We start from the raw sequence: 23,177 nt of genomic DNA, 5'->3' as shown, positions 1-23,177 counted from the left end.
ACGGAAATTTCAGGGAAGAGGAATCCCAAATGAGCACTTACACCAATTTCACCATCGAGACGGACGCAGACGGCATTGCCCTCGTCACCTGGGACATGCCGGAAAAATCCATGAACGTCTTCACGTCTGACGTGATGGACGAGCTGAACGCCATTCTTGACGCCACCGTTGCCGATAGCGCCGTCAAGGGCGTCGTCTTCACGTCAGGCAAGAGCACGTTTTCCGGCGGCGCCGATCTTTCGATGATCAAGTCGATGTTCTCCTTCTACAATGACGAGAAGGCGAAGAACCCGGATCAGGCGGCGGCGAAGCTGTTCGAACTCGTGGGCCGCATGACGGGCCTCTTCCGCAAGCTGGAAACCAACGGCAAGCCGTGGGTCTCGGCCATCAACGGCACCTGCATGGGCGGCGCTTTTGAGCTGTCGCTTGCCTGCCACGGCCGTGTCGCGTCGAATGCCAAGAGCCTCAAGATCGCCCTGCCGGAAGTCAAGGTCGGCATCTTTCCCGGTGCCGGTGGCACCCAGCGCGTGCCGCGCCTGACGGACGCGCAATCGGCGCTGCAGATGATGACGACGGGCCAGTCGCTGACCGGCACGCGCGCCAAGGCCATGGGGCTGGTGCATCAGGTGGTCGAACCGGATCAGCTGGTCGCAACCGCAAAGCAGATGATCAAGGACGGCCTGAAGCCGGTCGCCCCCTGGGATGAAAAGGGCTTCAAGGCCCCCGGCGGCGGCATCTGGACGCCGGCCGCTGCCCAGCTCTGGCCCGCAGCTCCGGCGATCCTGCGCCGCGAAAGCGCCGGCAACTATCCGGCCGCACTCGCCATTCTGAAATGCGTCTATGAGGGCCTGCAATTGCCCTTCGATACGGCGCTGAAGGTGGAGCAGCGTTATTTCACCGAAGTCCTTCGCTCGAAGGAAGCCTTCGGCATGATCCGCTCGCTATTCATTTCCATGCAGGAATTGGGCAAGGGCGCGCGCCGCCCGGCCGGCCAGCCGAAGACGGAGTTCAAAAAGGTTGGCGTTGTCGGCGCGGGCTTCATGGGCGCTGCCGTCGCTTATGTTACCGCCGCAGCCGGCATACCCGTCACGCTGGTGGACCGCGATCAGGAAGCCGCCGACAAGGGCAAGGGCCATTGTGAAGAAAGCGTCAAGGCCGCCATCGGCAAGGGCAGGCTGACGCAGGAGGAGGGCAAGGCCCTGCTCGACCTCGTTACCCCGACATCCGATTACGCCGCACTCGCGGATGCCGATCTCGTCATCGAGGCCGTCTTCGAAGACCGTGATGTGAAGAAGGCCGTCATCGAGGCCGTGGAAGCGGTGCTGCCGGAAGGTGCGATCTTCGCCTCCAACACCTCCACTTTGCCGATCACGGGCCTTGCGAAGAACTCGAAGCGCCCGACCGATTTCATCGGCATCCATTTCTTCTCGCCGGTCGAGAAGATGATGCTGACGGAAGTGATCCTCGGCAAGGAAACCGGCGACAAGGCGCTCGCCGTCGCTCTGGATTATGTGGCCAAGATCAAAAAGACGCCGATCGTCGTCAACGATACGCGCGGTTTCTTCGTCAATCGCTGCGTGCTGCGCTATATGGCGGAAAGCTACGACATGCTGATCGAAGGCGTGCCCGCCGCCATGATCGAAAATGCCGCGAAATTCGCCGGCATGCCGGTTGGCCCGCTGGCGCTGAACGATGAGGTGGCTATCGATCTTTCCTACAAGATCCTGAAAGCCACCGCCGCCGATCTCGGCGAAAAGGCCGTCGATCCGCGCCATATGGAACTGGTGAAGAAGCTGGTGGAAGGCGAGGGCCGGTTTGGCCGCAAGAACGCCAAGGGCTTTTACGATTATCCGGAAAAGCCCGCCAAGAAGTCCCTCTGGCCCGGCCTGAAGGACCTTTATCCGCAGCAGAAGCCTGAATACGTGGATATGGAGGTGCTGAAACAGCGCTTCCTCGTCACCGTGGCGCTGGAAGCCGCCCGCACGGTGGAAGAAGGCATCGTCACCGATCCGCGTGAGGCGGATGTCGGCTCGATTCTCGGTTTCGGTTTCGCGCCCTATACCGGCGGCGCGTTGTCCTACATTGACGGCATGGGCGCGAAGAATTTCGTCGCTCTGGCCGAAAAGCTCAGCGAGGCTTATGGCCCGCGCTTCAAGCCGACGCCACTCCTGAAGGACATGGCCGCCAAGGGCGAAACCTTCTACGGTCGCTTCGATCCCTATGCCAGCGCCGCCAAGGCGGCCTGAGGCTTCACGGCAGAACAGTAAACAGGCCCTTCGGGGCCTGTTTTTTTGAGCCGAATATACCGCGCTGATCGCTTTATGTGCATCCTTTGCCCGGCTGAGACGTTGAAACGGCGAGACCGGGCAAAGACGCCCGCCGCCGCAATTCAGCACGCCCCAGGAGACAGCGATGAAAGCACCACTGCGATCCCACGGTTTCGACAAGCCCACGGACCTCGACGACCATCTGGCAGAGCTGGATGAAGAGGCTGAGGCGATAGCCGCGGAAGCAAAGACGGAAAAAACCACGGCGAAGAGGACGCGTGCTGAGAATACCGTTGATCCGTCGCTGCGCGCCGAACTGGAAGAGCTTCGCAGAGAGGTCGACAAGATCCGCCGTGATGTCAAACGGCTGGAGGCGGCCCGGCATTCCCGCCACAGGCCCGCACAGGCGCACCATGAAAGAGACCGCGAGAATTCCCGTCTGATGATGGTGGTGCGCTCAGTCGCCGTTACCTCGCTTGCCAGCCGCATCTTCGCTTCCTCGCCCGTCATGGCGGCGCTGGTGGCCGTGGTGCCTTTCGCGCTTGGCCTTGCCGCACGACGCAGCGAAACGGCCTAGCTGCCGCTTCCCATGCCGCTATGCCGGGCCGGGTAGCGGCCGGACGCCGTAGGGCGCGGCACATGGCCGATAACGGGTTTTCTCCCGCAATCCGGCCAGTGCCGGGTAGACATTCCAGCCATCCACAGCCCTCGTGAAAAAACTGTCAAAAAACTTCGCGATGGCGCTTGCCATGTCCGAACAAGATGTTATAACCCCGCTCACTTTCGGGGCACCAAAATAGCCCCGCCCGCCAAAAGCGGAGGTTCTTCAAGGACCTGAAGTGCCCGGATAGCTCAGTTGGTAGAGCAGCGGATTGAAAATCCGCGTGTCGGTGGTTCAAATCCGCCTCCGGGCACCATTATTTCCACGAAGACAAATTACTTCAGTTTTGATGTTAACTGGATTGCGTTTGTGAAGTCTCCACCTTGGCTTAAAAATTTTTAGTCGTTGTTGGCCAACTTTACCCGCGAAAGAAAGCGTCACGAATAGCTGGAAGCGGTCTATTCGTCGAAGCCTTCCACGTCGGGCGGTATGATAGTCCATTTTCCCCATTCTCTCGGGACCATACGCCGAATCATTTGATGGTCAGCGTTCTTGAGTTCGGACCGGCTGAACGAGCGTTGTTGGGGGTGCTTCGCCAACGCGATAATCTCTTTCATCTGGCTGAGGAGCCCCGTATATTTCGCTTGCTCGGTTACAGGGGGTTTCGGGGCCGTCGAAAGACCGCACTGCCTCCATAGACGCGTAGTTAGATAGGCGTCGTCATCAGGCGGGCTCGAGGCGACCCTGAATAGGCCCTTTTTTAGCTCTTCCTCGGGCAAAGCGGAGAAGTACTCATCAAGCTTCATTAGGTCCGCCTTTAGTTCTGCGCCTTGAACCATGAATTGATCCTTCCCCATGAAGAGCGGGGCTATCCGGCGGTGGAGTCTGTCCTCCGATACGAACAGCGTCGAGAAAGGCAGGTAGTAGAGGTATGCTACATCCGTGCGATTGCTTGGCCTGTCGGGCGAAATAATCCTCTTTGTCATGAGGAGATTGAAGAAGATGTCTACTGTCAGGCAGTGCGTAAAATACGGAGCGTAGTCCGGGATTGATTGGTGCCCCTTGGCCTTCCATCTTGCTTCAACGATGCGCCAAAGGTTCGGATCAAGGCCCAAAAAATGATAACCAAGCTTGAGGTTGAGAAAATGCTGTCCGTTGCGGGTGAGAACATCCCTGGCGATCTCCAAAGCGTGCTCGTGGTTCTTCGGTGAGTCGTCGATCTGCAAAGACTTTTTGGTGAGCGTCGCCAGCGCGCCGTTGTCGAAATCCTTGAGCGCAGCGCGCCAGTCCTTCGCGAACTCTCGCTCGACGTCATGGAAGCGTTCCGCCTGCCAACGGTCGAATGCTTTCGACTCATCGGACTGCTCCTTCACCAGTGCAAGCTTACCCTTGTGCATAACAGGCTTTCCGCCGTGGATCGTCGGGAATCTGCGCTGCTCTACTGGAAAGCCCAGCAACTCGTTTAAACAAAGCGTTTGATGCGACACGTTCGGATAAGAGTGAATGACAGGCGTCTTCTTAGCGACGTCGGCGACTACCTTTTCGCGCGTCCGAGTTTTTGGGTCGTCTTTCTCCAAATCAGCGAGAACTTCGACGTAGAATATTGGCGAGATCACCGTCGAAAACATGAGGTCGAACATTGCCGCTTGATCGACGCTGAGCATTTCTATGAAGGACTTATCGAATAACGTTGCTGGTCCCACGCCTCATCCTCCGGATATTTAGCCTAAAGATGCTCCCGATTATCCGTATTCTGCTCCGCCCGGTCCCGATAAAGCGCGGCCCGCCCGAGCAGCATCAGCGAAACCGGCGTCGTCACCGTCATGAAAATGCCGATGAAGATCTCGTGGAAGGCGAAGCGGTCACCTGAGACGGAGAAATAGATGATCGAGGCCATAACGATGCCGCCGGTGCCCCAGCTGGTGCCGAGTGTGGGTGCATGCAGGCGCTCGTAGAAGCTGTTGAGCCTTGCAAAGCCGATGGTGCCGATCAGCGTCAGCGACGCGCCCAGCAACACGAAGAAAGCCACGAGAATGGCGGCCCAGAGCGGAAATTCTGCGGCGTTGTTCATTCGATCACCTCGCCGCGCATCATGAATTTGGAGAGGGCGACGGTGGAGACGAAGCCGAGGATGGCGATCAGCAGCGATGCCTCGAAATAGATGTCGTTGCCGGTGCGCAGGCCGAAGGTGAGGAGAAGCAGCATGGCGTTGACATAAAGCGTATCCATGCCAAGCACCCGGTCCTGGGCGCGCGGGCCGATGGCGATGCGATAGACTGAAATCGTCATGGCAATGGCCAGCATGAACTGCGCCAGCGAAAAGGACCAGAAAAGGATAATCGAACTCATTCGAATATCTCCATCAACAGTTTTTCATATCGGTTCTTGATGAGGCTTATCCACGCCGCCTCATCCACATCGTCGAGGACATGGAGGAGAAGCGTGCCCTGGCTGGAATTATATTCGAGCCAGGCGCTGCCCGGCGTCGAGGTCAGGATTGTCGCCAGAATGGCCAGCGCCATGGGATCGCGAATATCGAGCGGCACCGCCAGGAAGCCGGATTTGCGGTCTCTTTCGCGCTTGAACAGGATGATCTTCACGACCGAGATATTGGACCTGATAATATCGTAAAGCACGATCAGGATCAGCAGCGCGAGCTTGTGCCAGTTGCGGATACGCGGTTTGGCTGGCCGTAGCGACGCCATCGCCCAGGAGGCGATGAGCGCAACAGCGGTGCCAAGCAGCAGATGCCCGGGCGAAAAGCTGTTGATCGTCATCCAGAAGAAGATCAGCGAAACCGTCAGCAGCGGGTAGGGGAGGAGACGGCTCATCATGGCTCCGCCTCCGGGTTGCTTCCCGCTCGCGGTGCGGAAATGACGCCCTGAATATAACTTGCGGGCAGATCGAGGATACGCGCCGTTTCCTGCATGTAGCGCATCACCGGACCCGCCTGCACGGTCATGGCAAGTGTCAGGGCGAGCAGCAGCATGATGGGTGCTATTTCGATGACGAGAACACGCGGCACGGTGCCTTCTATGGAGGCCCAGAAGGTGCGGATGCCGGCACGGGTCATCGAGATCAGCGAGGCAAAACCGGCAAAGACGATCAGGAAGACCAGCCACCAGGAAAGCGTGGAAATGCTGTCATTGGCGCCAAGCCCGGAAGGGTTGAGAATGGCTGTCAGCATCGAGAATTTGGCGATGAAACCCGAAAGCGGCGGCAGGCCGGCCAGAAGAATGCCGCACGCGGCAAAACAGGCGCCGAGTACCGCGATCGTGGCGGGCATCGTCACGCCGACTTCCTCTTCCTCCTCTTCCTCCTCGCCTTCGCCATAGGCTTCCATGGTCACGGCCAGAACGTTCGCGCCGGCATCCTGGCCGCGCTCCACCAGCTCGATCAGCATGAAGAAGGCGCTGATGGTGAGGGTAGAGCTGACCAGATAATAGAGCGCGCCGGCCGCCACAGTCGGATTGCCGGTGCCCATGGCGGCGAGAAGCGTTCCCGATGATATCAGTACCGAAAAGCCGGCAAGCCGCCCGAGCGCCTGCGACGCCAGAACGCCGATCGCCCCGAAGATGATGGTGGCGATGCCGCCGACGAGCAGGGCATCATGGCCGAAGCCGGCCGATTCCCCCGCCGTCTGCCCAAAAAGCAGGAAGGACAGGCGGGCAATGACATAGATGCCGACCTTGCTCATGATCGCAAACAGTCCGCCAACCGGAGCGGAAGCCGAACCATAGGCCGATGGCAGCCAGAAATTCAGCGGCCACATGCCGGCTTTGACCAGAAACGCAATACCGAGGACGGCAGCGCCGGTTTCCAGCAGCATGCGCTGGTCCGGGTTCAGCCCCTCGATGCGATGGGCAAGGTCGCCCATGTTCAGCGTGCCGGTGACGCCATAGATCAGGCTGACGCCGATCAGAAAGAACAGCGCCGCGACGAGGTTGATGGCGATGTAGTGCAGCCCGGCCTTGACGCGCTGCTGGCCGGAACCATGCAGCAACAGGCCGTAGGAGGCCGCCAGCATCACCTCGAAGAACACGAAGAGATTGAAGAGGTCGCCGGTCAGAAACGCGCCGTTGACGCCCATCAGCATCATCTGGAACAGCGAATGGAAATGCGCGCCGGCCTTGTGCCACTTCGCCATCGAATAGATCAGCGAGGGGATGGCCAGCAGCGCCGTCAGCAGCACCATCAGCCCAGAAAGACGGTCGGCGACAAGCACGATGCCGAAGGGGGCTGCCCAGTTGCCGAGCAGGTAGACGCCGCTCGAAACCACGGCGGCAATTTCGGTATTGACGGTCGAATTCACCTCGCGGAACAGCAGGATGGCGACGATCAGCAATAGCACGGTCGAAGTAAAGCTGATGGCGGCCTTGGCCACGCGCTGGCGCTCGTCGAAGAACAGCAGAATGGCGGCGGTGATCAGTGGCAGAAGAATGGGCGCGATGACGATGTGGAAGGGGAATGACATCATTTCGTCTCCCTCCCGTCCACGTGGTCGGTGCCAGTAAGGCCGCGGGCGGCAAGCAGCACTACGAGGAACAGCGCCGTCGTCGCAAAGCCGATGACGATTGCCGTCAGCACCAGCGCCTGCGGCACGGGGTCGGCCAGCGTGGAACTATCGACACCATTGACCAGCACCGGCGGCGCATTGGTCTTGATGCCGCCGACGCCGAAGATGAACAGGTTGACGGCATAAGACAGCAATGAGAGCCCGACGATGACCTGATAGGTGCGCGGGCGCAGGATAAGCCACACGCCGGAGCCGGTCATGACGCCGATACCGATTGCAAGAATGAGTTCCATTACACGTCCTCCGCTTTTGCGGCTTCAGGCGTGCGAACGCGGTAGTTGCGCAACGATTGGTGTGCCAGTGCTATGAGAATAAGAACGGTGGAGCCGACGACTGCCGAAAAGACGCCGAGATCGAACAGCAGGGCGGATGCCGTCGGCATTTTGCCGATATAGGGTATCTCCGTATACTGGAAATAGGAGGTCAGGAACGGGTAGCCGAAATACCACGAGCCGATACCCGTCACTGCGGCCATCAACAGGCCGAAACCCATCCAGCGCAGCGGCAGGATACGAATGCGGTCCTCCGCCCAGCGTGCGCCGCCGGCCAGATATTGCAGCAGGAAGGCGATTGCCATGGTGATGCCGGCCGCAAAGCCACCGCCGGGCAGGTCATGGCCGCGCATGAACAGGAAAATCGAGAAGGTGATGATGACCGGGAACATCCATTGCATCACGATCGACGGCACATAGAGATAATCGTGGACGGTATCACCCTTGCTGCGATCAGGACGTTCGGCATCGAAGGCATTTTGCATCTTCTGCTGTTCGGGCAGCCCGATGCTTTCATGCGCAGGACGGAAACGGCGCAGCAGTGCGAAGACGGTGAGCGCCACAATCGCCAGCACCGCGATTTCGCCGAATGTATCGAAGCCGCGGAAATCGACCAGAATGACGTTGACGACGTTGGTGCCGCCACCTTCGGTATAGGCGCGCTCCAGGAAATAGGTGGAGATGGCGTTCGGCACCGGCAGGGTCATGACGGCATAGGCGATGACCGACATGCCGATGCCGCTGGCGGCGGCCAGCAGAAAGTCGCGGGCGCGGCGAAGCTGCGCAGGCAATTCGTCGCTGCTATCGACCTTCTCGAAACGTTTCGGCAGCCACCGGAGACCCAGCAGGATGAGAACCGTGGTGACGATCTCCACCAGCAGCTGGGTGATGGCCAGATCCGGCGCGGAAAGCCAGATGAAGGTAAGGCAGGTGACGAGCCCGGAGACGCCGAGCATGATGAGGGCGGCGAGGCGATGATATTTCGCCTGCCAGGCGGCGCCCAGCGCGGCGATCATGCCGATCAGCCACAGGATGGCGAAGATAGGATCGAAGGTCGTCACGCGCGGCAGCGATAGAGAAAATTCCGACAGGAACAGCGGCGAGAAACCGGCAAGAAGCGCGACCAGAATGAGAAGTCTCAGCTGCGGCTGCAGACGCCGCGTGCCGAGCGTGCTTTCCAGCCACCGCGCCCACTTCCAGGACACGGTGACGAGAATGCGCTCGAAGATGCGCTGGCCCCGTAAATGCCGGAAGACCGGCGGGCCATCATCGCAGCGCGAGAAATAGCCGCCGAGCAGCGCATAGATGGTAACGCCGCCGATCAGCGCCGCGATACTCATGATCAGCGGCAGGTTGAAACCGTGCCAGATCGACAGGCTGTAAACGGGCGTCTGCGGCCCGAGAACGGAAAGCACGGCCGAATGCAGGAACGGGCCGATCGAAAGGCTCGGAACGATGCCGACGATCAGGCAGGCGAAAACCAGGAACTCGATCGGAAAGCGCATCCAGCGCGGCGGCTCGTGCGGATTGGGGTTCGGCAGATCGACGGGCTTGGGACCGAAGAACACCGTGTGGATGAAGCGCAGCGAATAGGCGACGGCAAATGCACCCGACAGCGTCGCGACATAGGGCAGCGCCCGGTCCAGCAGCGAATCGGCGTGGGTTTCGACGGCCTCGGCAAAGAACATTTCCTTGGAGAGGAAGCCGTTGAACAGCGGCACGCCGGCCATCGCCGCACTTGCCGCCATGGCAAGCGTGGCCGTCGCTGGCAGATAGGTGTAGAGCCCGCTCAAGCGCCGCATGTCGCGGGTGCCGGTTTCATGGTCGATGATGCCGGCTGCCATGAACAGCGAGGCCTTGAAGGTGGCGTGGTTGACCATGTGGAAGATGGCCGCAACCGCGGCCAGCGGGCTGCCGAGGCTGAGCAGTGTGGTGATGAGCCCGAGATGGCTGATGGTGGAATAGGCGAGCAGGCCTTTCAGGTCCTGCTGGAACATGGCGAAATAAGCGCCGAGCAGCAGGGTGATGACGCCGGCCATACCCACCAGCCAGAACCATTCAGGCGTGCCTGCCAGCACCGGCCAGAACCGCGCCAAAAGAAACACTCCGGCCTTCACCATGGTGGCCGAATGCAGATAGGCGGAAACGGGCGTCGGCGCCGCCATGGCATTCGGCAGCCAGAAATGGAAGGGAAACTGCGCGCTCTTGGTCAGCGCGCCGCCGAGAATGAGGATAAGCGCCGGCAGATAGAGAGGATGGGCGCGGATTTGGGCGCCGGCCTCGATGATCTTGTCCAGATCATAGCTTCCCGCCATATGGCCAAGGATCAACAGCCCCGCCAAAAGGCTGAAGCCGCCGATGCCGGTCACGGTCAACGCCATGCGCGCGCCGTCACGCGCACCGGCATTCTGATGCCAGTAACCGATCAGCAGGAACGAGAAGATGCTGGTCATTTCCCAGAAGATCGACAGCAGAATGACGTTGCCGGACAGGACCACGCCGAGCATCGAGCCCATGAAAGCGAGGAAGAAGGCGAAAAACCGCGGGATCGGGTCTTTTGCCGACATGTAGTAGCGGGCGTAGAGGACCACGAGCAGGCCGATGCCGGTAATGAGGATTGCAAATAACCAGGCAAATCCGTCCAGCCGCAGGGTGAAGTTCAGGCCGAGTTGCGGCAGCCATTCCGCATCGTATTTCAGTGCGCTGCCATCGCTGATCGTCGGATAAAGAAAAATACTGCTGACAAGGCCGAAGAGGGCCACAGCGCCAGCCACGGAGGCGGGGCCTGCGGCCGCGCCGTCGCGCGGCATGAAAGCCGTTAAAATGGCGCCGACAAAAGGCAAGGCGACAATAAATGGAAGAATGGTTGCAAGTGTCATATGCGGCGGCGGTTTTTCTCTGGAATTGGAGTCTGCGGCGGGTTTCCGACGACTCCGATCCCTCAAGGCTCATAAGAACCGAATGATGAGGACCGCCGGAATGACTAATAGATAATATGCGGGGGCGCTCTTGGAACCACGCTCGCAAAGTCTCGGAAAGCTTGTGGCGCGATGGCAACAGATGCAACGGCCGGCCCGGCGTCAACGGCGATCCGCAAAGCGGGAGAGGGGAAGTTGCCGGGGCGAAGACCTGAACCGGCATCCCCGGCTTTGCAGCCGCTATCGCAATCCCTGTCGCCAAGAGTGAGGGAACGGCTGAGATCAACCGTCTCCAATCTCTCCAGACGGCTGGTCTTGGAAAGCGTCTTGATGCCGGAAGGTGCCTGAAAGCCGATCATGACGAGCAGGCTTGCGACCATGATGCCGATCAACACTTGCGGATGGCGCCTTGAACGGCGGCATGTCTCCATCCATAACAAGTTGGCATCTCCTTGATCGTAAAGGTCTCTTTAAAGCATCACCGCTCAGCGAATATCCCGTTGATTTGTTTTAGGGGAAGCCGCACGCGCTTGTCCAGCGCACAGGCCGGAAAAACCGCCCGCGATGGCCGATTCCTTTTCGGTTTTGCCGGTTTGCGGCAAAGTGAGGGCGGCAACGGCTAAAAGCTTTTACAAATTTTACCGTTTGACGCTGGAGGCGACGTTTCTTAACTTTCAAGCAAGGAATTAACCATAAAGATTGATGGTATTTCCACGGCGGAATGGGGTTCTCTCCCCTTCCAGGCATGACGCCGCACTGCCGTACCGGGCCGGATCCGGTATTTTCGTTTCTTGGTTCAAGAAGGTCAGGCAAGCGTCGATGCCGCATCGTCCGCGATGGGTATGTTCGTTCAAAAATCCGCGAAGGGTGCTGACGTTCTGAACCTTGGTCAATTTGGCCGGGTTCCTCCGGCCGTCATGGTGTTGGGGACGTCGGTTGGGGCAGGATTTGCCATCAGATCAAGCGCGCAGATCGGCAGGTGCAAGCCTGGCGGGACGGCTTCGCTTTGCCGGCCTCGACGAGACGCAATCCGATTTCCTGCGCAATTATCGCGGCATGCTCGAGCCTTACGTCAAGGCTGGTCTGCGGGACGTGATGAACCGTTTCCAGTCGATGCCCGACTGTTCACCGTCTTTCGAAAGCGAAAACCAGCTTGATCGCCTGCACGACCTGCAATCCTCGCACTGGAGTGTGCTGACGGATGCGCGTTTCGATGCGCTTTATGCCGAGCGGGTGAAGGTTCTTTCTGACAATGCCGGCCGCATGGGTCTCGATCCGCGCTGGCAGATCGCCAGTCACGCGGTCGTTCTGGAACATCTGCTCGGTGGGCTGGTGGCCGAACATGCGCCACGCTCCATCCTGCCCGGTAACCGCAAGAAAACCCGCGAACTGGCGGAAGCCGTGAAAAACGTCGTCCGTCTGGTGATGGTCGATACCGAGATCGCCGTCTCGCTGCGGTTTAATGAATTGCGCCTGCGCCATGGCCGCGAATTGGCGGAACAGCGCGACAGCGACCGTTCGGAAGCGGCGACATTGCTGGGTGCGGCGCTGACATCCTTTGCCGCAGGCAACTTGCAGGCCCGCATCGGCGGCGATGTGCCGGAAGCCTATCGTGATGTTGCATCCTCGTTCAATACGGCGCTGGCGACCATCGGCGCATCGCTGATATCGGCGCAAAACGGTATCGGCGAGGCCGAAGCGCTAAGCGCGCGGTTTGCCGAAATGGGTCGTTCCATGGCCGAGCGTTCCGGCCAGCAGGCCGAAGCGCTTGCGGAAACCTCCCGTGCGATCCAGACGATGATCAGCGGCGCGGCCGAAAACGGCGTTCGCATATCGGCGACGGAGACAGCGGTTTCCCGTGCCCGTGAGGCAGCGGTCGAAAGCGGCAAGGCGATCGGCGAGGCGATCGACGCCATGTCGCACATCGAGCAATCCGCCGAACAAATCGGCAGGATCATCGGCACGATTGATGAAATTGCGTTTCAGACGAACCTTCTCGCCCTCAATGCCGGTATCGAGGCGGCGCGCGCGGGTGACAGCGGACGTGGTTTCGCCGTCGTCGCGCAGGAAGTGCGAGCCTTGGCGCAACGGTCCGCCGACGCTGCAAGAGAGATCAAAAGCCTCGTCGGCACCACGAAAACCCAGGTCGAGGGCGGCGTGCGCATGGTCAACCGCACGCAGGAGGCAATCGGCGGCGTCGTCCGGCAGGTGTCCGGCATCAACGACATGATCGCCGAAGTCTCCCGCCATACGGCCGACCAGGTCGGCGAGCTGCAATCGGTCGCTGCCGACATGAGTGAACACCAGCGGCAGGCGGGGCGGATCGCCGCCGATATGAGCGGCGGCGCCTCCGAGGCCGACGCACTTCACACCGTCATTCTGGAACTCGGCCGCACCATCAGGGAGTTCCGCATCGCCCGTCAAGGTCAGGCGGGGGCGATGGCCGTGGCGGAGCGTCAGGACACATCATTTATGGCCCGTGGGGATGACCGCACGGATTACGGCCAGGAATACCAACAATTCAGACGCCAAGGAGTCATGTAATGGCAGCCAGAAAAGCAGCTGAGGCGACGCTGAAACTGTCACCGGTGCTGGATCTCAACGAGGCATCGGCGCTGCACGGCAAGCTGATGACGCTGAGAGGAGCACCTTTGTCGGTGGACGCGTCCGAGGTTGAGCGTATCGGAGCACTTTGCGCCCAGGTCCTGATGGCCGGTGCGAAGTCCTGGGAGGAGGACGGCAAACCGTTCGGTTTTGCCAAGGCGTCCGATGCATTCGACAAGACCATGAAACTGATAGGCGTCGAAATCGATCATTTGCTCCTGAAGGAGATCAAGAAGTGAAGAAAAAAGTTCTTACCGTGGATGATTCCAGAACGATCCGGAACATGCTCCTGGTCACGCTCAACAATGCCGGTTTTGAAACCATTCAGGCCGAAGACGGCGTTGAAGGTCTCGAAGTTCTCGAACAGAGCAACCCCGATGTCATCGTGACTGATATCAACATGCCCCGTCTTGATGGCTTCGGCTTTATCGAGGGTGTGCGCCGCAACGAGAAGTATCGGGCTATCCCGATCCTCGTTCTGACAACCGAAAGCGACGCAGAAAAGAAGAACCGCGCCCGTCAGGCCGGTGCGACCGGCTGGATCGTCAAGCCGTTCGATCCTGCGAAACTCATCGATGCCATTGAACGCGTAACCGCCTGATACGGGACATTTCACGATGGATATGAACGAAATCAAGGAAATCTTTTTCCAGGAATGCGAGGAGCAGCTCGCTGAACTGGAATCGGGGCTTCTTAAATTGAATGACGGCGACCGTGATCCGGAAACCGTCAACGCCGTTTTCCGTGCCGTTCATTCCATCAAGGGCGGGGCCGGCGCCTTCGGTCTGGATGATCTCGTGGCCTTCGCCCACGTTTTTGAAACGACCCTCGACTGCGTTCGCTCCAACAAGCTGGAACCGACACAGGACGTTCTGAAAGTCATGCTGCGCTCCGCCGATGTACTGGCGGACCTGACCAATGCCGCAAGAGATGGCGGCAGCGTTGATGAAAGCCGCACCCGTGGTCTCGTCAAGGAACTGGAAGCGCTGGCCAATGGCGAAACGGTGCAGGTTTCCGCGCCGGTGCCGGTTGCGATAAAGGCTCCGGCTCCCGTCGCGCCCAAGCCGACGGATGACAGCGGTTTCGAGCCGATCCCGTTCTCCTTCTCGGATTTCGCTGACGAAACCACGCCGTTGATGGAAGCGCCGACCTTCCAGGTCAAGTTCAAGCCGCATGCGTCGCTTTATTCGAAAGGCAACGAGGCGGCGCTTCTCCTGCGCGATCTCTCGCGTGTCGGCGAAATGAGCGTCAATTGCGACATGTCGGAGCTTCCCACGCTCGACAAGCTCGACCCTGAAGCCTCGTATCTCTCCTGGACGGTTTCGATCACGACCGACAAGGGTGAAGAGGCTATCCGCAGCGTTTTTGAATTCGCCGAATGGGATTGCGATCTCGAAATTACGCCGGTTCTTTCCGATGCCGCCGCGGACGAGGAAGAACTTCCGATGATCCCGGTTCCGTTCGATCTCTCGGCTCTCGATAGCGGACCGGAAGAAGAGCCCGCCGTCGCGCAGGAAGCGCCTTTTGTTGCCGCAGCCGTCGAGGCAGCAGTTGCAACGACCCAGATTGCTCAAAGCGTCAATGCCGCCATCGAAAAGCGCGAGGCGGCGGCAGCGCCCGCCGCAGCCCAGGCAAACGCAAATGCGGCCGCCAATGCGAATGTCGGCCAGACCATCCGCGTCGATCTCGACCGCGTCGACCGCCTGATCAACCTCGTCGGCGAGCTGGTCATCAATCAGGCAATGCTGTCACAGAGCGTTATCGAAAACGATGCGAGCGGCACCTCCGCCGTCAATATGGGTCTCGACGAGCTGCAGCAGCTGACGCGCGAAATTCAGGACAGCGTCATGGCTATCCGCGCGCAGCCGGTGAAGCCGGTGTTCCAGCGCATGTCGCGTATCGTCCGCGAAGTCGCCGATATGATCGGCAAGCAGATTCGCCTCGTCACCGAAGGCGAGAATACCGAAGTCGACAAGACCGTTATCGACAAGCTGGCCGAGCCCCTGACCCACATGATTCGCAATGCCGTCGACCACGGCATCGAAACACCGGAAAAGCGCGAAGCGGCGGGCAAGAACCCTGAAGGCACCATCAAGCTTTCGGCCAAGCACCGCTCGGGCCGCATCCTGATCGAACTTCAGGACGACGGCGCCGGCATCAACCGCGAGCGCGTTCGCCAGAAGGCGATCGACAATGATCTCATTGCCGCCGATGCGAACCTGACCGACGAAGAGATCGACAATCTGATCTTCGCGCCGGGCTTCTCGACGGCAGACAAGATTTCCGACATTTCCGGCCGCGGCGTTGGCATGGATGTGGTCAAGCGTTCCATTCAGGCGCTTGGCGGCCGCATCAGCATCTCCTCGCGCCCCGGTCACGGTTCGACCTTCACCATGAGCCTGCCGCTGACGCTCGCCGTCCTCGACGGCATGGTGGTCACGGTGGCCGGTCAGACGCTTGTGGTGCCTTTGACCGCAATCGTGGAAACACTGCAGCCGGAAGCGAAGAACATTCATTCCTTCGGCTCCAACCAGCGGCTGATCTCCATCCGCAATTCCTTCTGCCCGCTGGTTGATGTCGGACGCGTTCTGAATTTCCGTCCAACACAGGCCGATCCGGTGGAAGGTGTCGCGCTTCTGGTGGAATCGGAAGGCGGCGGCCAGCGCGCCCTGATGGTCGATGCGATCCAGGGTCAGCGCCAGGTCGTCATCAAGTCGTTGGAAGCCAACTATACCCATGTTCCGGGCATTGCCGCCGCAACTATCCTCGGTGACGGACGCGTTGCGCTCATTCTGGATGTCGATGCCATTGTCAGCGCTTCGCGCGGACAGCCCCTGAAGCAGGAAATGTCGCTTGCGGCGACAGGTTGAAAGCGGATCATCCATGGCAGCACTTAATCTCAGCGACCAGCGCCAGTCTCCGGACGACGTTCTTGCCAGCGGTGAATATCCGCTGACACGACGCGATCTGTCGGAGATCGCTGCGATGATCTATGCGGATGCGGGCATCTATCTCAACGACACCAAGGCGTCGCTGGTCTATTCCCGCCTCTCGAAGCATATCCGCAATCTCGGCCTCTCCGGTTTCCGCGAATATTGCACGTTGGTCTCCTCAACCGAGGGCGCCCCGGCGCGGCGCGAAATGTTGTCGCACCTGACGACGAATTTCACGCGCTTCTTCCGCGAGAACCATCATTTCGAACATCTGCGTGACGAGGTCCTGCCGGGTCTCATTGCAAGAGCAAAGAGCGGTGGACGTGTCCGCATCTGGTCGGCGGCCTGTTCCGACGGGCAGGAACCCTATTCCATTGCCCTTACCGTGCTCGCCATGTTCCCGAATGCGGCGGACTACGATTTCAAAATTCTGGCGACCGACATCGACCCGAAGATTCTGGCGCAGGCCCGCGCCGGCGTTTACGACGACAACGCGCTCGAAACCGTGTCTCCCGCCATGCGCAAGCAATGGTTCACGGAGGTCGATGCCGGCGGTCGCCGCAAGTTCCGCATCGACGACAAGGTCAAGCGTCTCATCACCTTCAACGAATTGAATCTGATGACGCAATGGCCTTTCAAGGGCAATTTCGACGTCATTTTCTGCCGCAACGTCGTCATCTATTTCGACGAGCCGACGCAGACACGCATCTGGTCGCGTTTCGCAGGACTGCTGCCGGAAGGTGGTCATCTTTATATCGGCCATTCCGAACGCGTCTCCGGCGACGCCAAGAACCTGTTCGATAACACCGGCATCACCACCTACCGCTACATTGGTCACGCATCCGGGAGGAAGGCATGAGCGCACTCGCACGGGTACTCGTCGTCGATGATAGTCCAACGATGCGCGGGCTGATTTCGGCTGTCCTCAAGGCTGATCCGGAAGTCGAGGTGGTCGGACAGGCCGGCAACGCCATGGAAGCGAGAGCAGCTATCAAGCAGCTCAACCCCGATGTCGTGACACTCGACATCGAGATGCCGGAAATGAACGGCCTTGAATTCCTCGAAAAGATCATGCGCCTGCGGCCGATGCCGGTCATCATGGTCTCGTCGCTTACACATCGCGGTGCGGATGCCTCGCTCGCTGCCCTTGAAATCGGTGCTTTCGACTGCGTCGGCAAACCGGCTCCGGGTGATGCGCGTCCCTTTGGCGATCTCGCCGACAAGGTGAAAGCCGCCGCCCGCTCCCAGCATGCCGCCTATCGCGCGGCTCGTCCGGAAAGCACGGCGGCAGTGCAGCCTACGCCGGTCAGTGATTATCGGGCCGGTCGCAAAGTCGTGGCCATCGGTTCATCCACGGGTGGGGTCGAGGCGCTGATCGCCGTGCTGCAAAAATTTCCGGCCAATTGCCCGCCGACCGTCATCACCCAGCACATGCCGTCGACCTTCACCAAGAGTTTCGCCGAGCGGCTGAACCGCATCTGCGCGCCCGTCGTGGAAGAAGCGACGGATGGCGCACGGCTGCAAACGGGCAAGATTTATCTCGCGCCGGGCGGCGAGCGCCACCTGCAGATCGCCAACCGCGCAGCACCCTGCTGCCGGCTCATCGAGCGTGATCCGGTCAACGGCCATCGCCCTTCCGTCGATGTCCTGTTCGATTCTGTGGCCGAGCTTGCCGGACGCAACGCCGTCGGCGTCATTCTCACCGGCATGGGCCGTGATGGCGCGGCCGGACTGCTGAAAATGCGGCATGCCGGTGCGCGCACTGTCGGCCAGAATGAAAAAACCTGCGTCGTCTACGGCATGCCCCGCGTGGCCTATGAGCTTGGCGCCGTTGAACAGCAATTGCCGCTGGCCTCCATCGGCGAAGAAATCCTGAAACTAACCATTGCCCGCAAAGAAGGTGCTGACTAATGTCTCTCGCAGAAAAGATCAAAGTTCTGATCGTTGACGATCAGGTGACCAGCCGGTTGCTCCTCAGCGATGCGCTGACACAGCTCGGCTTCAAGCAGATCACTTCCGCCGGCGATGGCGAGCAGGGATTGAAGATCATGGAGCAGCAGCCCCATCATCTCGTCATCTCCGACTTCAACATGCCGAAAATGGACGGTCTCGGTTTCCTGCACGCCGTGCGGGCCAACCCGACCCTCAAAAAGGCGGCCTTCATCATCCTCACCGCGCAGGGTGACCGCGCGCTGGTGCAGAAGGCGGCGCAGCTCGGTGCGAACAACGTGCTGGCCAAGCCTTTCACCATCGACAAGATGCGTGCAGCCATCGAGGCGGTTTTCGGATCGCTGAAATGATTGAAGCTGCGGCTAAGCGCGTACATATCATTCAGGGCGAGTACAAGGTTGTCAGCGATCCCGACGTGGTCATGACGACGATACTCGGTTCGTGCGTGGCCGCCTGTCTGAGAGATCCCGTTGCCGGCCTTGGAGGAATGAACCACTTCCTGCTGCCGGGAACGGGCAATGTGACCGGGGGAGATGCGACGCGTTACGGCGTGCATCTCATGGAACTTCTGATCAACGGCCTTCTGAAGAAGGGCGCCCGCCGCGACCGGCTGGAGGCCAAGGTTTTCGGCGGCGCGAAGACGATCGCCAGCTTCTCGAATGTCGGTGAACAGAACGCCATCTTCGCCATGCAGTTTCTGAAGGATGAAGGCATTCCTGTCATAAGCTCCTCCACGGGCGGAGAGCATGGCCGCAAGATCGAGTTCTGGCCTGTCTCTGGTCGCGCGCGTCAGCATCCGCTGAGCGGCGCGGAAACTCAGAAGACGGTTGCCATGGAAACGCGTCCGGTGCCGGCCCCAAAGCCCGTCGCCAACGACATCGAATTTTTCTAGTCACGGAGTTTCCAATGCAGATTGCAGACCACGCCGGTACCGCTCCGTTCGAAGAAGCCCTGCCGGATGTTCTCATGCGCGTGGTGTCGGAATTGCACGACGTCGCCTATCTCATCGAACGTATCGAGCCGCAGTTGCTGGAAGTGACCAGCGGTCAATTGTCCGGCGACGGCATCAAGCTGTTGCAGGGTATTGACCTCGCCGTCCAGAAGACCCGCGGTCTTGCCGAATTCATCGACACCGTCACCGGTTCCATTCCCGGTGAATGGATCGTCGATGTCTCCACGGCGCTCAGCCTCGTCAAGCTTGCCGAAATGCAAAAGGCGCTGGGCGCCGCCTTCCGCCATGGCCATTCCCAGCCGCTGGACAAGGCTTCCGGCGACTTCGACCTGTTTTAGACCGTATTCCCGCCGACGTTCCTTTCCTCGCCGAATGCGGAGAAAGGCAACGCTCGCGCAAGCTTCGCACCCTATTGTCATTACGGGGCCAAAAGGTCTCGGATTCTATGAATGACGGTGCGGAACAGAATGAATCTGTTAAATCAAATCCCTCAGGTCCTGAAAAATATCGCGGCGCTGGGTCAGACACGGCTGCTGATGCTGGGCGGCGTGGGCGTTTTGTCCATGGCCGTTATCCTTGCAGCAGCGCTCTACGTGAACCGTCCCGCTTACGAGACCCTTTATGTAGGGCTTGAAAAAAGCGACCTCAACAAGATCAGCATTGCGCTCGCCGAATCGGGGCTGGACTTTCAGGTCGGAACCGACGGTTCGAGCCTTCAAGTTCCCGTAGGGCTTACCAGCAAGGCAAGGCTGCTTCTGGCCGAGCGCGGTCTGCCTGATAGCGCCAATGCCGGTTACGAGCTTTTCGACAATGTCGGTTCTCTCGGCCTGACCTCCTTCATGCAGGAAGTGACGCGCGTTCGTGCCCTTGAGGGTGAGATTAGCCGCTCCATCCAGCAGATCGACGGGATTGCGGCTGCACGCGTCCATATCGTCATGCCTGATGTCGGCAATTTCCGCCGTGGCGAACAGAAGCCCACCGCATCGGTCATGATCCGCGCCAGCGCCACCGCAGGTCGCAAGGCGTCCGCCTCCATCCGTCACCTCGTCGCCTCGGCCGTTCCCGGTCTTGAAGTCGATGACGTGACCCTGCTCGATTCCACCGGCCAGCTTCTCGCTTCCGGCGACGATGTCACCAACGCCGCCATGAACCGCTCGCTGACACTGGCGCAGAATGTCCAGCAGGAAATCACCACCAATATCGACAAGGCGCTGGCGCCTTTCCTTGGCATGGACAATTTCCGCTCCAGCGTCACGGCGCAGCTGAACACCGACAGCCGCCAGATTCAGGAAACCGTCTACGATCCGGAATCGCGTGTCGAGCGCTCTGTTCGCACGGTAAAGGAAGACCAGAAATCCCAGGAGACGCAGCCGGATACGGCAGCGACCGTGGAACAGAACGTGCCGCAGGCTGCCCCTCAGGGCGGCGCTGGCGGCCCGCAGTCTTCCGACCAGTCGGCCAAGAAGGAAGAGCAGACCAATTACGAGATCAACTCGAAAACGGTCGCCACGGTCAAGAACGGCTATACCGTCGAGAAGATTTCAGTTGCCGTGGTCGTCAACAAGGGCCGTATTGCCAAGATGGTCGGCGAACCCGTCGATCAGACCAAGATCGACGCCTATCTTGCCGAAATGCAGAAGATCGTGACGTCGGCGGCAGGCATCTCTTCGGATCGTGGCGATATCGTCACGCTGACGGCAATGGACTTCCTGGAAACGCAATTGCTCGACGAGGCCACCAGCGGTCCGGGCGTCATGGAAGTGCTGAGCCGCAATTCCGCCGGCATCATCAACTCGCTCGCTTTCGTCGCCGTCGCTTTCCTCGTCGTCTGGCTCGGTGTGCGTCCCCTGGTCCGCACGGTTGCCGGCAATGGTGCGGCTGCCGGTCAGCTCAGCCAGGAGACCGCCGGTCTCGAACTGCCGGATTTCTCTCCCGGCATGGATGCAGGTGCTGGTGGTCTTATGGAAGGTTTCGGAGCGGATTTCGGCTTCGACAGCACCGACGATCTTCTGGCGGGTGGCGACAGCGAAGGCACCTTCAACCGCCGGGTTCGCGAAGGACCGGAACGCAGGCTCTCCCGCATGGTGGAAATCAGCGAGGAAAGAGCAGCCAAGATCCTGCGCAAATGGGCGGTGGAAAAAGCAGCGTGATTTTGAAAAGGCCGGGTTTACCCGGCCTTTTTCGCATTTTCGGGCTTTTTACTATCCTTGGTCGCCGGCCCGTGGCATTCTCGTTTCAGGACAGCATTTACAAATCATTCATCAACGATACAGTTTGCTGGGAATAGGCTGAGAATGCCGATTATGAATCAGCCAGCTTTTCAGTATGTTTTTTTAGCAATAGACGAATGAGGAAATACGTGGAAAGGCTGTTGTCAGGTAATGGCAAATTCCGGTCGGTTCCATAAAATGAAATGATTCGGTCTCCGGGGGCGCGCCATTCCGTTTTGGTAAGCTTCTTGAATGGAATGATTCCATCCCGAGGTATAATCTCCCGTTGGGAGCAAGAGGGCGTAGGCGATTGAAAGTCGATGTTGATATCCGCAGGCTGTCTGCCAAGCCTATGGAGGGCATGGGTAAGCCCTTGCCGCGCGACCAGCTTGCCAAAAATGTCGCAGCCACGGCCGCTGCCGGTAACGTTGCAGGTGCACTGGATCTGCTTGTAACTTACGCCGGCGCCTCGCATTATCTGCTGGCGCGGGATGATCTTCTCGAAGAAACCGGGCTGAAATTCATCGTCACATCCGACTGGCCTTTCGATCTGGTACGCAGGCTGGGTATTGAACTGACGAACAGCCAGAACAGATCGAGCGAAATGGAAAAATGCCTTTCGCTTCTGCGGCCACGATTATTGTTTCTTCCTGACGACGTTTCTGTTCCCTACGGTATCGACCGGCAATATTCCGCACTGTCCTTCTGCGTAGGCCGCATCCGGCTTTCCCTCCTGCTGCTGTTTCCCGAACACGTTGTTCCTTCACCGGAGCGTCTGCGCGAAATCGCCCTGCTAACAGGTTATTGCATCAGTTTCGGCATCGCCAGCGAAGCAAAGCCTGTGCGTGATATCGATCTTACCGAGCGCGAGCTCGAATGCCTGTTCTGGATTGCAGAAGGCAAGACAAGCGACGAAATTGCGATGATCCTTGGCATTTCGCGCAATACGATCAATAATTACATTACAAGCGTGATGCGTAAAACCGCGACAAAAACCCGCTCGGAGGCAATTGCCTACGCCGTGCGCAACAACCTCGTATAATGGTCGGACGGATGGTACAGACGAAAGACAATGAGGGTACAGGTCAAACGGGCATGTTTTACCGCACTCCTGTCGCAACGAGCCGGTCGGATCTGTTTCCGAAGCTCGTCGCCATGCAGAAGCTGGTCGGCGCGCGAAATTTCGTGGTGACGAAGGCTGCCGCTTCCGGTTTCCCCAACAAAAAGAAGATGACCTGCGAGCTGGAAAACTGGGGCATGAATGCCGCAGAGCAGAGCACGCAGTTCATCCGCGCGGTCGGTGATATTCTTCTCGATCATATCGAGACGTCGCTGTTGCCGGTTATCTGGCGCAACAAGAACGCCGGCGGCTTTGCCGATCTTCCGGATGTTCCGGCGTTGCTGCGCCGGATCGAAAACGACACGTTGCCCTATGCGGGGCTGGCCATGCCGGTGCGGCTCGGCACCATCGGCAATGGTTACATCGTTTTCTGCGGCACCAATCTCGTCCTCGACAACGAGGTCGTCATCGAGCAGCACATCAAATGCTGCGAGATCATGGTGGACATGCTGGCGCTCGACGAGCGCAAGGCGGCACCCTCGGAAGCACTGAGCGAGAGGGAAATCGCCTGCCTGCAACTGGCGGGTGACGGCCGTATCAGTGAAGAGATCGCGGTCAAGCTCGGGCTTTCCGTGCACACGGTCAATGCCTATCTCGGTTCCGCGACGATCAAGCTCGATTCCGTCAACCGTATTCAGGCAATCGCCAAGGCTATCCGGCTCGGCTATATCCATTGATTGCGGACGGGGTTTGCCCGTCCTGCAAATCCGGCCATCTCAAGGGTCGTTGACCGTGGTATTCCTGCCGACGGGGCATGATTCACGTGCCTTATTT

At 59.4% G+C, this 23,177-nt stretch carries 22 protein-coding genes and 1 tRNA gene; 15 read left to right on the top strand and 8 right to left on the bottom strand.

Annotated elements, in window-relative coordinates; translation table 11 throughout:
• Window positions 1-29 precede the first annotated feature (29 nt).
• The 3 genes from FCH38_RS22695 (at window position 30) to FCH38_RS22685 (ending at window position 3,184) form a co-directional block, all read left to right on the top strand.
• Window positions 30-2,246 carry a 3-hydroxyacyl-CoA dehydrogenase NAD-binding domain-containing protein gene (locus tag FCH38_RS22695; RefSeq protein WP_174375250.1) on the top strand — a complete coding sequence of 739 codons (2,217 nt, stop codon included), beginning with the start codon at window positions 30-32 and terminating at the stop codon, window positions 2,244-2,246.
• Window positions 2,247-2,412: 166 nt separating this feature from the next.
• Window positions 2,413-2,844, top strand: coding sequence for a hypothetical protein (locus FCH38_RS22690; RefSeq protein ID WP_174375249.1), 432 nt, complete (start codon window positions 2,413-2,415; stop codon window positions 2,842-2,844).
• 264 nt (window positions 2,845-3,108) lie between these two features.
• Window positions 3,109-3,184 (top strand) — tRNA-Phe (locus tag FCH38_RS22685).
• Window positions 3,185-3,326: 142 nt separating this feature from the next.
• Here FCH38_RS22685 and FCH38_RS22680 read toward each other — a convergent pair.
• The 8 genes from FCH38_RS22680 to FCH38_RS22645 all read right to left on the bottom strand — a co-directional run bounded on the left by FCH38_RS22680 (window position 3,327) and on the right by FCH38_RS22645 (window position 11,065).
• On the bottom strand, window positions 3,327-4,571 hold the full coding sequence (locus FCH38_RS22680) for a hypothetical protein (protein WP_174375248.1): 1,245 nt from the start codon (window positions 4,569-4,571) through the stop codon (window positions 3,327-3,329).
• A gap of 23 nt (window positions 4,572-4,594) precedes the next feature.
• Window positions 4,595-4,939 (bottom strand): monovalent cation/H(+) antiporter subunit G, encoded by a 345-nt coding sequence (gene mnhG / locus FCH38_RS22675; RefSeq protein ID WP_035227592.1) that lies wholly within the window; start codon window positions 4,937-4,939, stop codon window positions 4,595-4,597.
• Complete coding sequence (locus FCH38_RS22670) at window positions 4,936-5,217, bottom strand: K+/H+ antiporter subunit F (protein ID WP_080810635.1); 282 nt, start codon at window positions 5,215-5,217, stop codon at window positions 4,936-4,938. The genes mnhG and FCH38_RS22670 overlap by 4 nt, the downstream gene beginning before the upstream one ends.
• A complete protein-coding gene (locus FCH38_RS22665; RefSeq protein WP_174375247.1) occupies window positions 5,214-5,702 on the bottom strand; it encodes a Na+/H+ antiporter subunit E in 489 nt (162 codons plus the stop codon). Before FCH38_RS22665 ends, FCH38_RS22670 begins: the two co-directional genes overlap by 4 nt.
• The gene (locus FCH38_RS22660) at window positions 5,699-7,345 is read right to left on the bottom strand and encodes a monovalent cation/H+ antiporter subunit D (RefSeq protein WP_174375246.1); all 1,647 of its coding nucleotides are present in this window, start codon (window positions 7,343-7,345) and stop codon (window positions 5,699-5,701) included. The genes FCH38_RS22665 and FCH38_RS22660 overlap by 4 nt, the downstream gene beginning before the upstream one ends.
• A complete protein-coding gene (locus tag FCH38_RS22655; RefSeq protein WP_149898535.1) occupies window positions 7,342-7,677 on the bottom strand; it encodes a Na+/H+ antiporter subunit C in 336 nt (111 codons plus the stop codon). The genes FCH38_RS22660 and FCH38_RS22655 overlap by 4 nt, the downstream gene beginning before the upstream one ends.
• Window positions 7,677-10,595, bottom strand: a complete 2,919-nt coding sequence (locus FCH38_RS22650) for a monovalent cation/H+ antiporter subunit A (protein WP_153513151.1) — start codon at window positions 10,593-10,595, stop codon at window positions 7,677-7,679. The genes FCH38_RS22655 and FCH38_RS22650 overlap by 1 nt, the downstream gene beginning before the upstream one ends.
• A 104-nt stretch (window positions 10,596-10,699) precedes the next feature.
• Window positions 10,700-11,065, bottom strand: coding sequence for a hypothetical protein (locus FCH38_RS22645; protein ID WP_174375268.1), 366 nt, complete (start codon window positions 11,063-11,065; stop codon window positions 10,700-10,702).
• A gap of 505 nt (window positions 11,066-11,570) precedes the next feature.
• Here FCH38_RS22645 and FCH38_RS22640 point away from each other — a divergent pair.
• The 12 genes from FCH38_RS22640 (at window position 11,571) to visR (ending at window position 23,080) form a co-directional block, all read left to right on the top strand.
• Window positions 11,571-13,178 carry a globin-coupled sensor protein gene (locus tag FCH38_RS22640; protein ID WP_174375245.1) on the top strand — a complete coding sequence of 536 codons (1,608 nt, stop codon included), beginning with the start codon at window positions 11,571-11,573 and terminating at the stop codon, window positions 13,176-13,178.
• Entirely contained in the window at window positions 13,178-13,477 is a 300-nt protein-coding gene (locus FCH38_RS22635) for an STAS domain-containing protein (protein WP_153513153.1), read from the top strand. The genes FCH38_RS22640 and FCH38_RS22635 overlap by 1 nt, the downstream gene beginning before the upstream one ends.
• Window positions 13,474-13,839, top strand: a complete 366-nt coding sequence (gene cheY1, locus FCH38_RS22630) for a chemotaxis response regulator CheY1 (protein WP_004439870.1) — start codon at window positions 13,474-13,476, stop codon at window positions 13,837-13,839. The genes FCH38_RS22635 and cheY1 overlap by 4 nt, the downstream gene beginning before the upstream one ends.
• 16 nt (window positions 13,840-13,855) lie before the next feature.
• Window positions 13,856-16,108 (top strand): chemotaxis protein CheA, encoded by a 2,253-nt coding sequence (locus FCH38_RS22625; RefSeq protein WP_174375244.1) that lies wholly within the window; start codon window positions 13,856-13,858, stop codon window positions 16,106-16,108.
• 13 nt (window positions 16,109-16,121) lie between these two features.
• Entirely contained in the window at window positions 16,122-17,030 is a 909-nt protein-coding gene (cheR, locus tag FCH38_RS22620; RefSeq protein ID WP_142841080.1) for a protein-glutamate O-methyltransferase CheR, read from the top strand.
• On the top strand, window positions 17,027-18,082 hold the full coding sequence (cheB, locus tag FCH38_RS22615) for a protein-glutamate O-methylesterase CheB (RefSeq protein ID WP_174375243.1): 1,056 nt from the start codon (window positions 17,027-17,029) through the stop codon (window positions 18,080-18,082). Before cheR ends, cheB begins: the two co-directional genes overlap by 4 nt.
• Entirely contained in the window at window positions 18,082-18,471 is a 390-nt protein-coding gene (cheY2, locus tag FCH38_RS22610; protein WP_149898541.1) for a chemotaxis response regulator CheY2, read from the top strand. Before cheB ends, cheY2 begins: the two co-directional genes overlap by 1 nt.
• Entirely contained in the window at window positions 18,468-19,013 is a 546-nt protein-coding gene (gene cheD, locus FCH38_RS22605) for a chemoreceptor glutamine deamidase CheD (protein WP_046800555.1), read from the top strand. The genes cheY2 and cheD overlap by 4 nt, the downstream gene beginning before the upstream one ends.
• A 14-nt stretch (window positions 19,014-19,027) precedes the next feature.
• Window positions 19,028-19,411: a chemotaxis protein CheT gene (gene cheT, locus FCH38_RS22600; RefSeq protein ID WP_153513157.1), complete on the top strand. Its 384-nt coding sequence runs from the start codon at window positions 19,028-19,030 to the stop codon at window positions 19,409-19,411.
• Between the two features lie 129 nt (window positions 19,412-19,540).
• Complete coding sequence (fliF, locus tag FCH38_RS22595) at window positions 19,541-21,223, top strand: flagellar basal-body MS-ring/collar protein FliF (RefSeq protein WP_174375242.1); 1,683 nt, start codon at window positions 19,541-19,543, stop codon at window positions 21,221-21,223.
• A 370-nt stretch (window positions 21,224-21,593) separates the two neighbouring features.
• Window positions 21,594-22,325, top strand: coding sequence for a transcriptional regulator VisN (visN, locus tag FCH38_RS22590; RefSeq protein ID WP_174375241.1), 732 nt, complete (start codon window positions 21,594-21,596; stop codon window positions 22,323-22,325).
• A gap of 53 nt (window positions 22,326-22,378) precedes the next feature.
• Complete coding sequence (gene visR / locus FCH38_RS22585) at window positions 22,379-23,080, top strand: transcriptional regulator VisR (RefSeq protein WP_174375240.1); 702 nt, start codon at window positions 22,379-22,381, stop codon at window positions 23,078-23,080.
• The last annotated feature ends 97 nt before the right edge of the window (window positions 23,081-23,177 follow it).

This window comes from Agrobacterium tumefaciens (genome assembly GCF_013337285.1).
In the GTDB taxonomy this organism is placed as follows: Bacteria; Pseudomonadota; Alphaproteobacteria; order Rhizobiales; family Rhizobiaceae; genus Agrobacterium; species Agrobacterium burrii.
The sequence above is the reverse complement of the archived record's forward strand: the minus strand, read 5'-3'. Positions and strand labels throughout refer to the sequence as shown.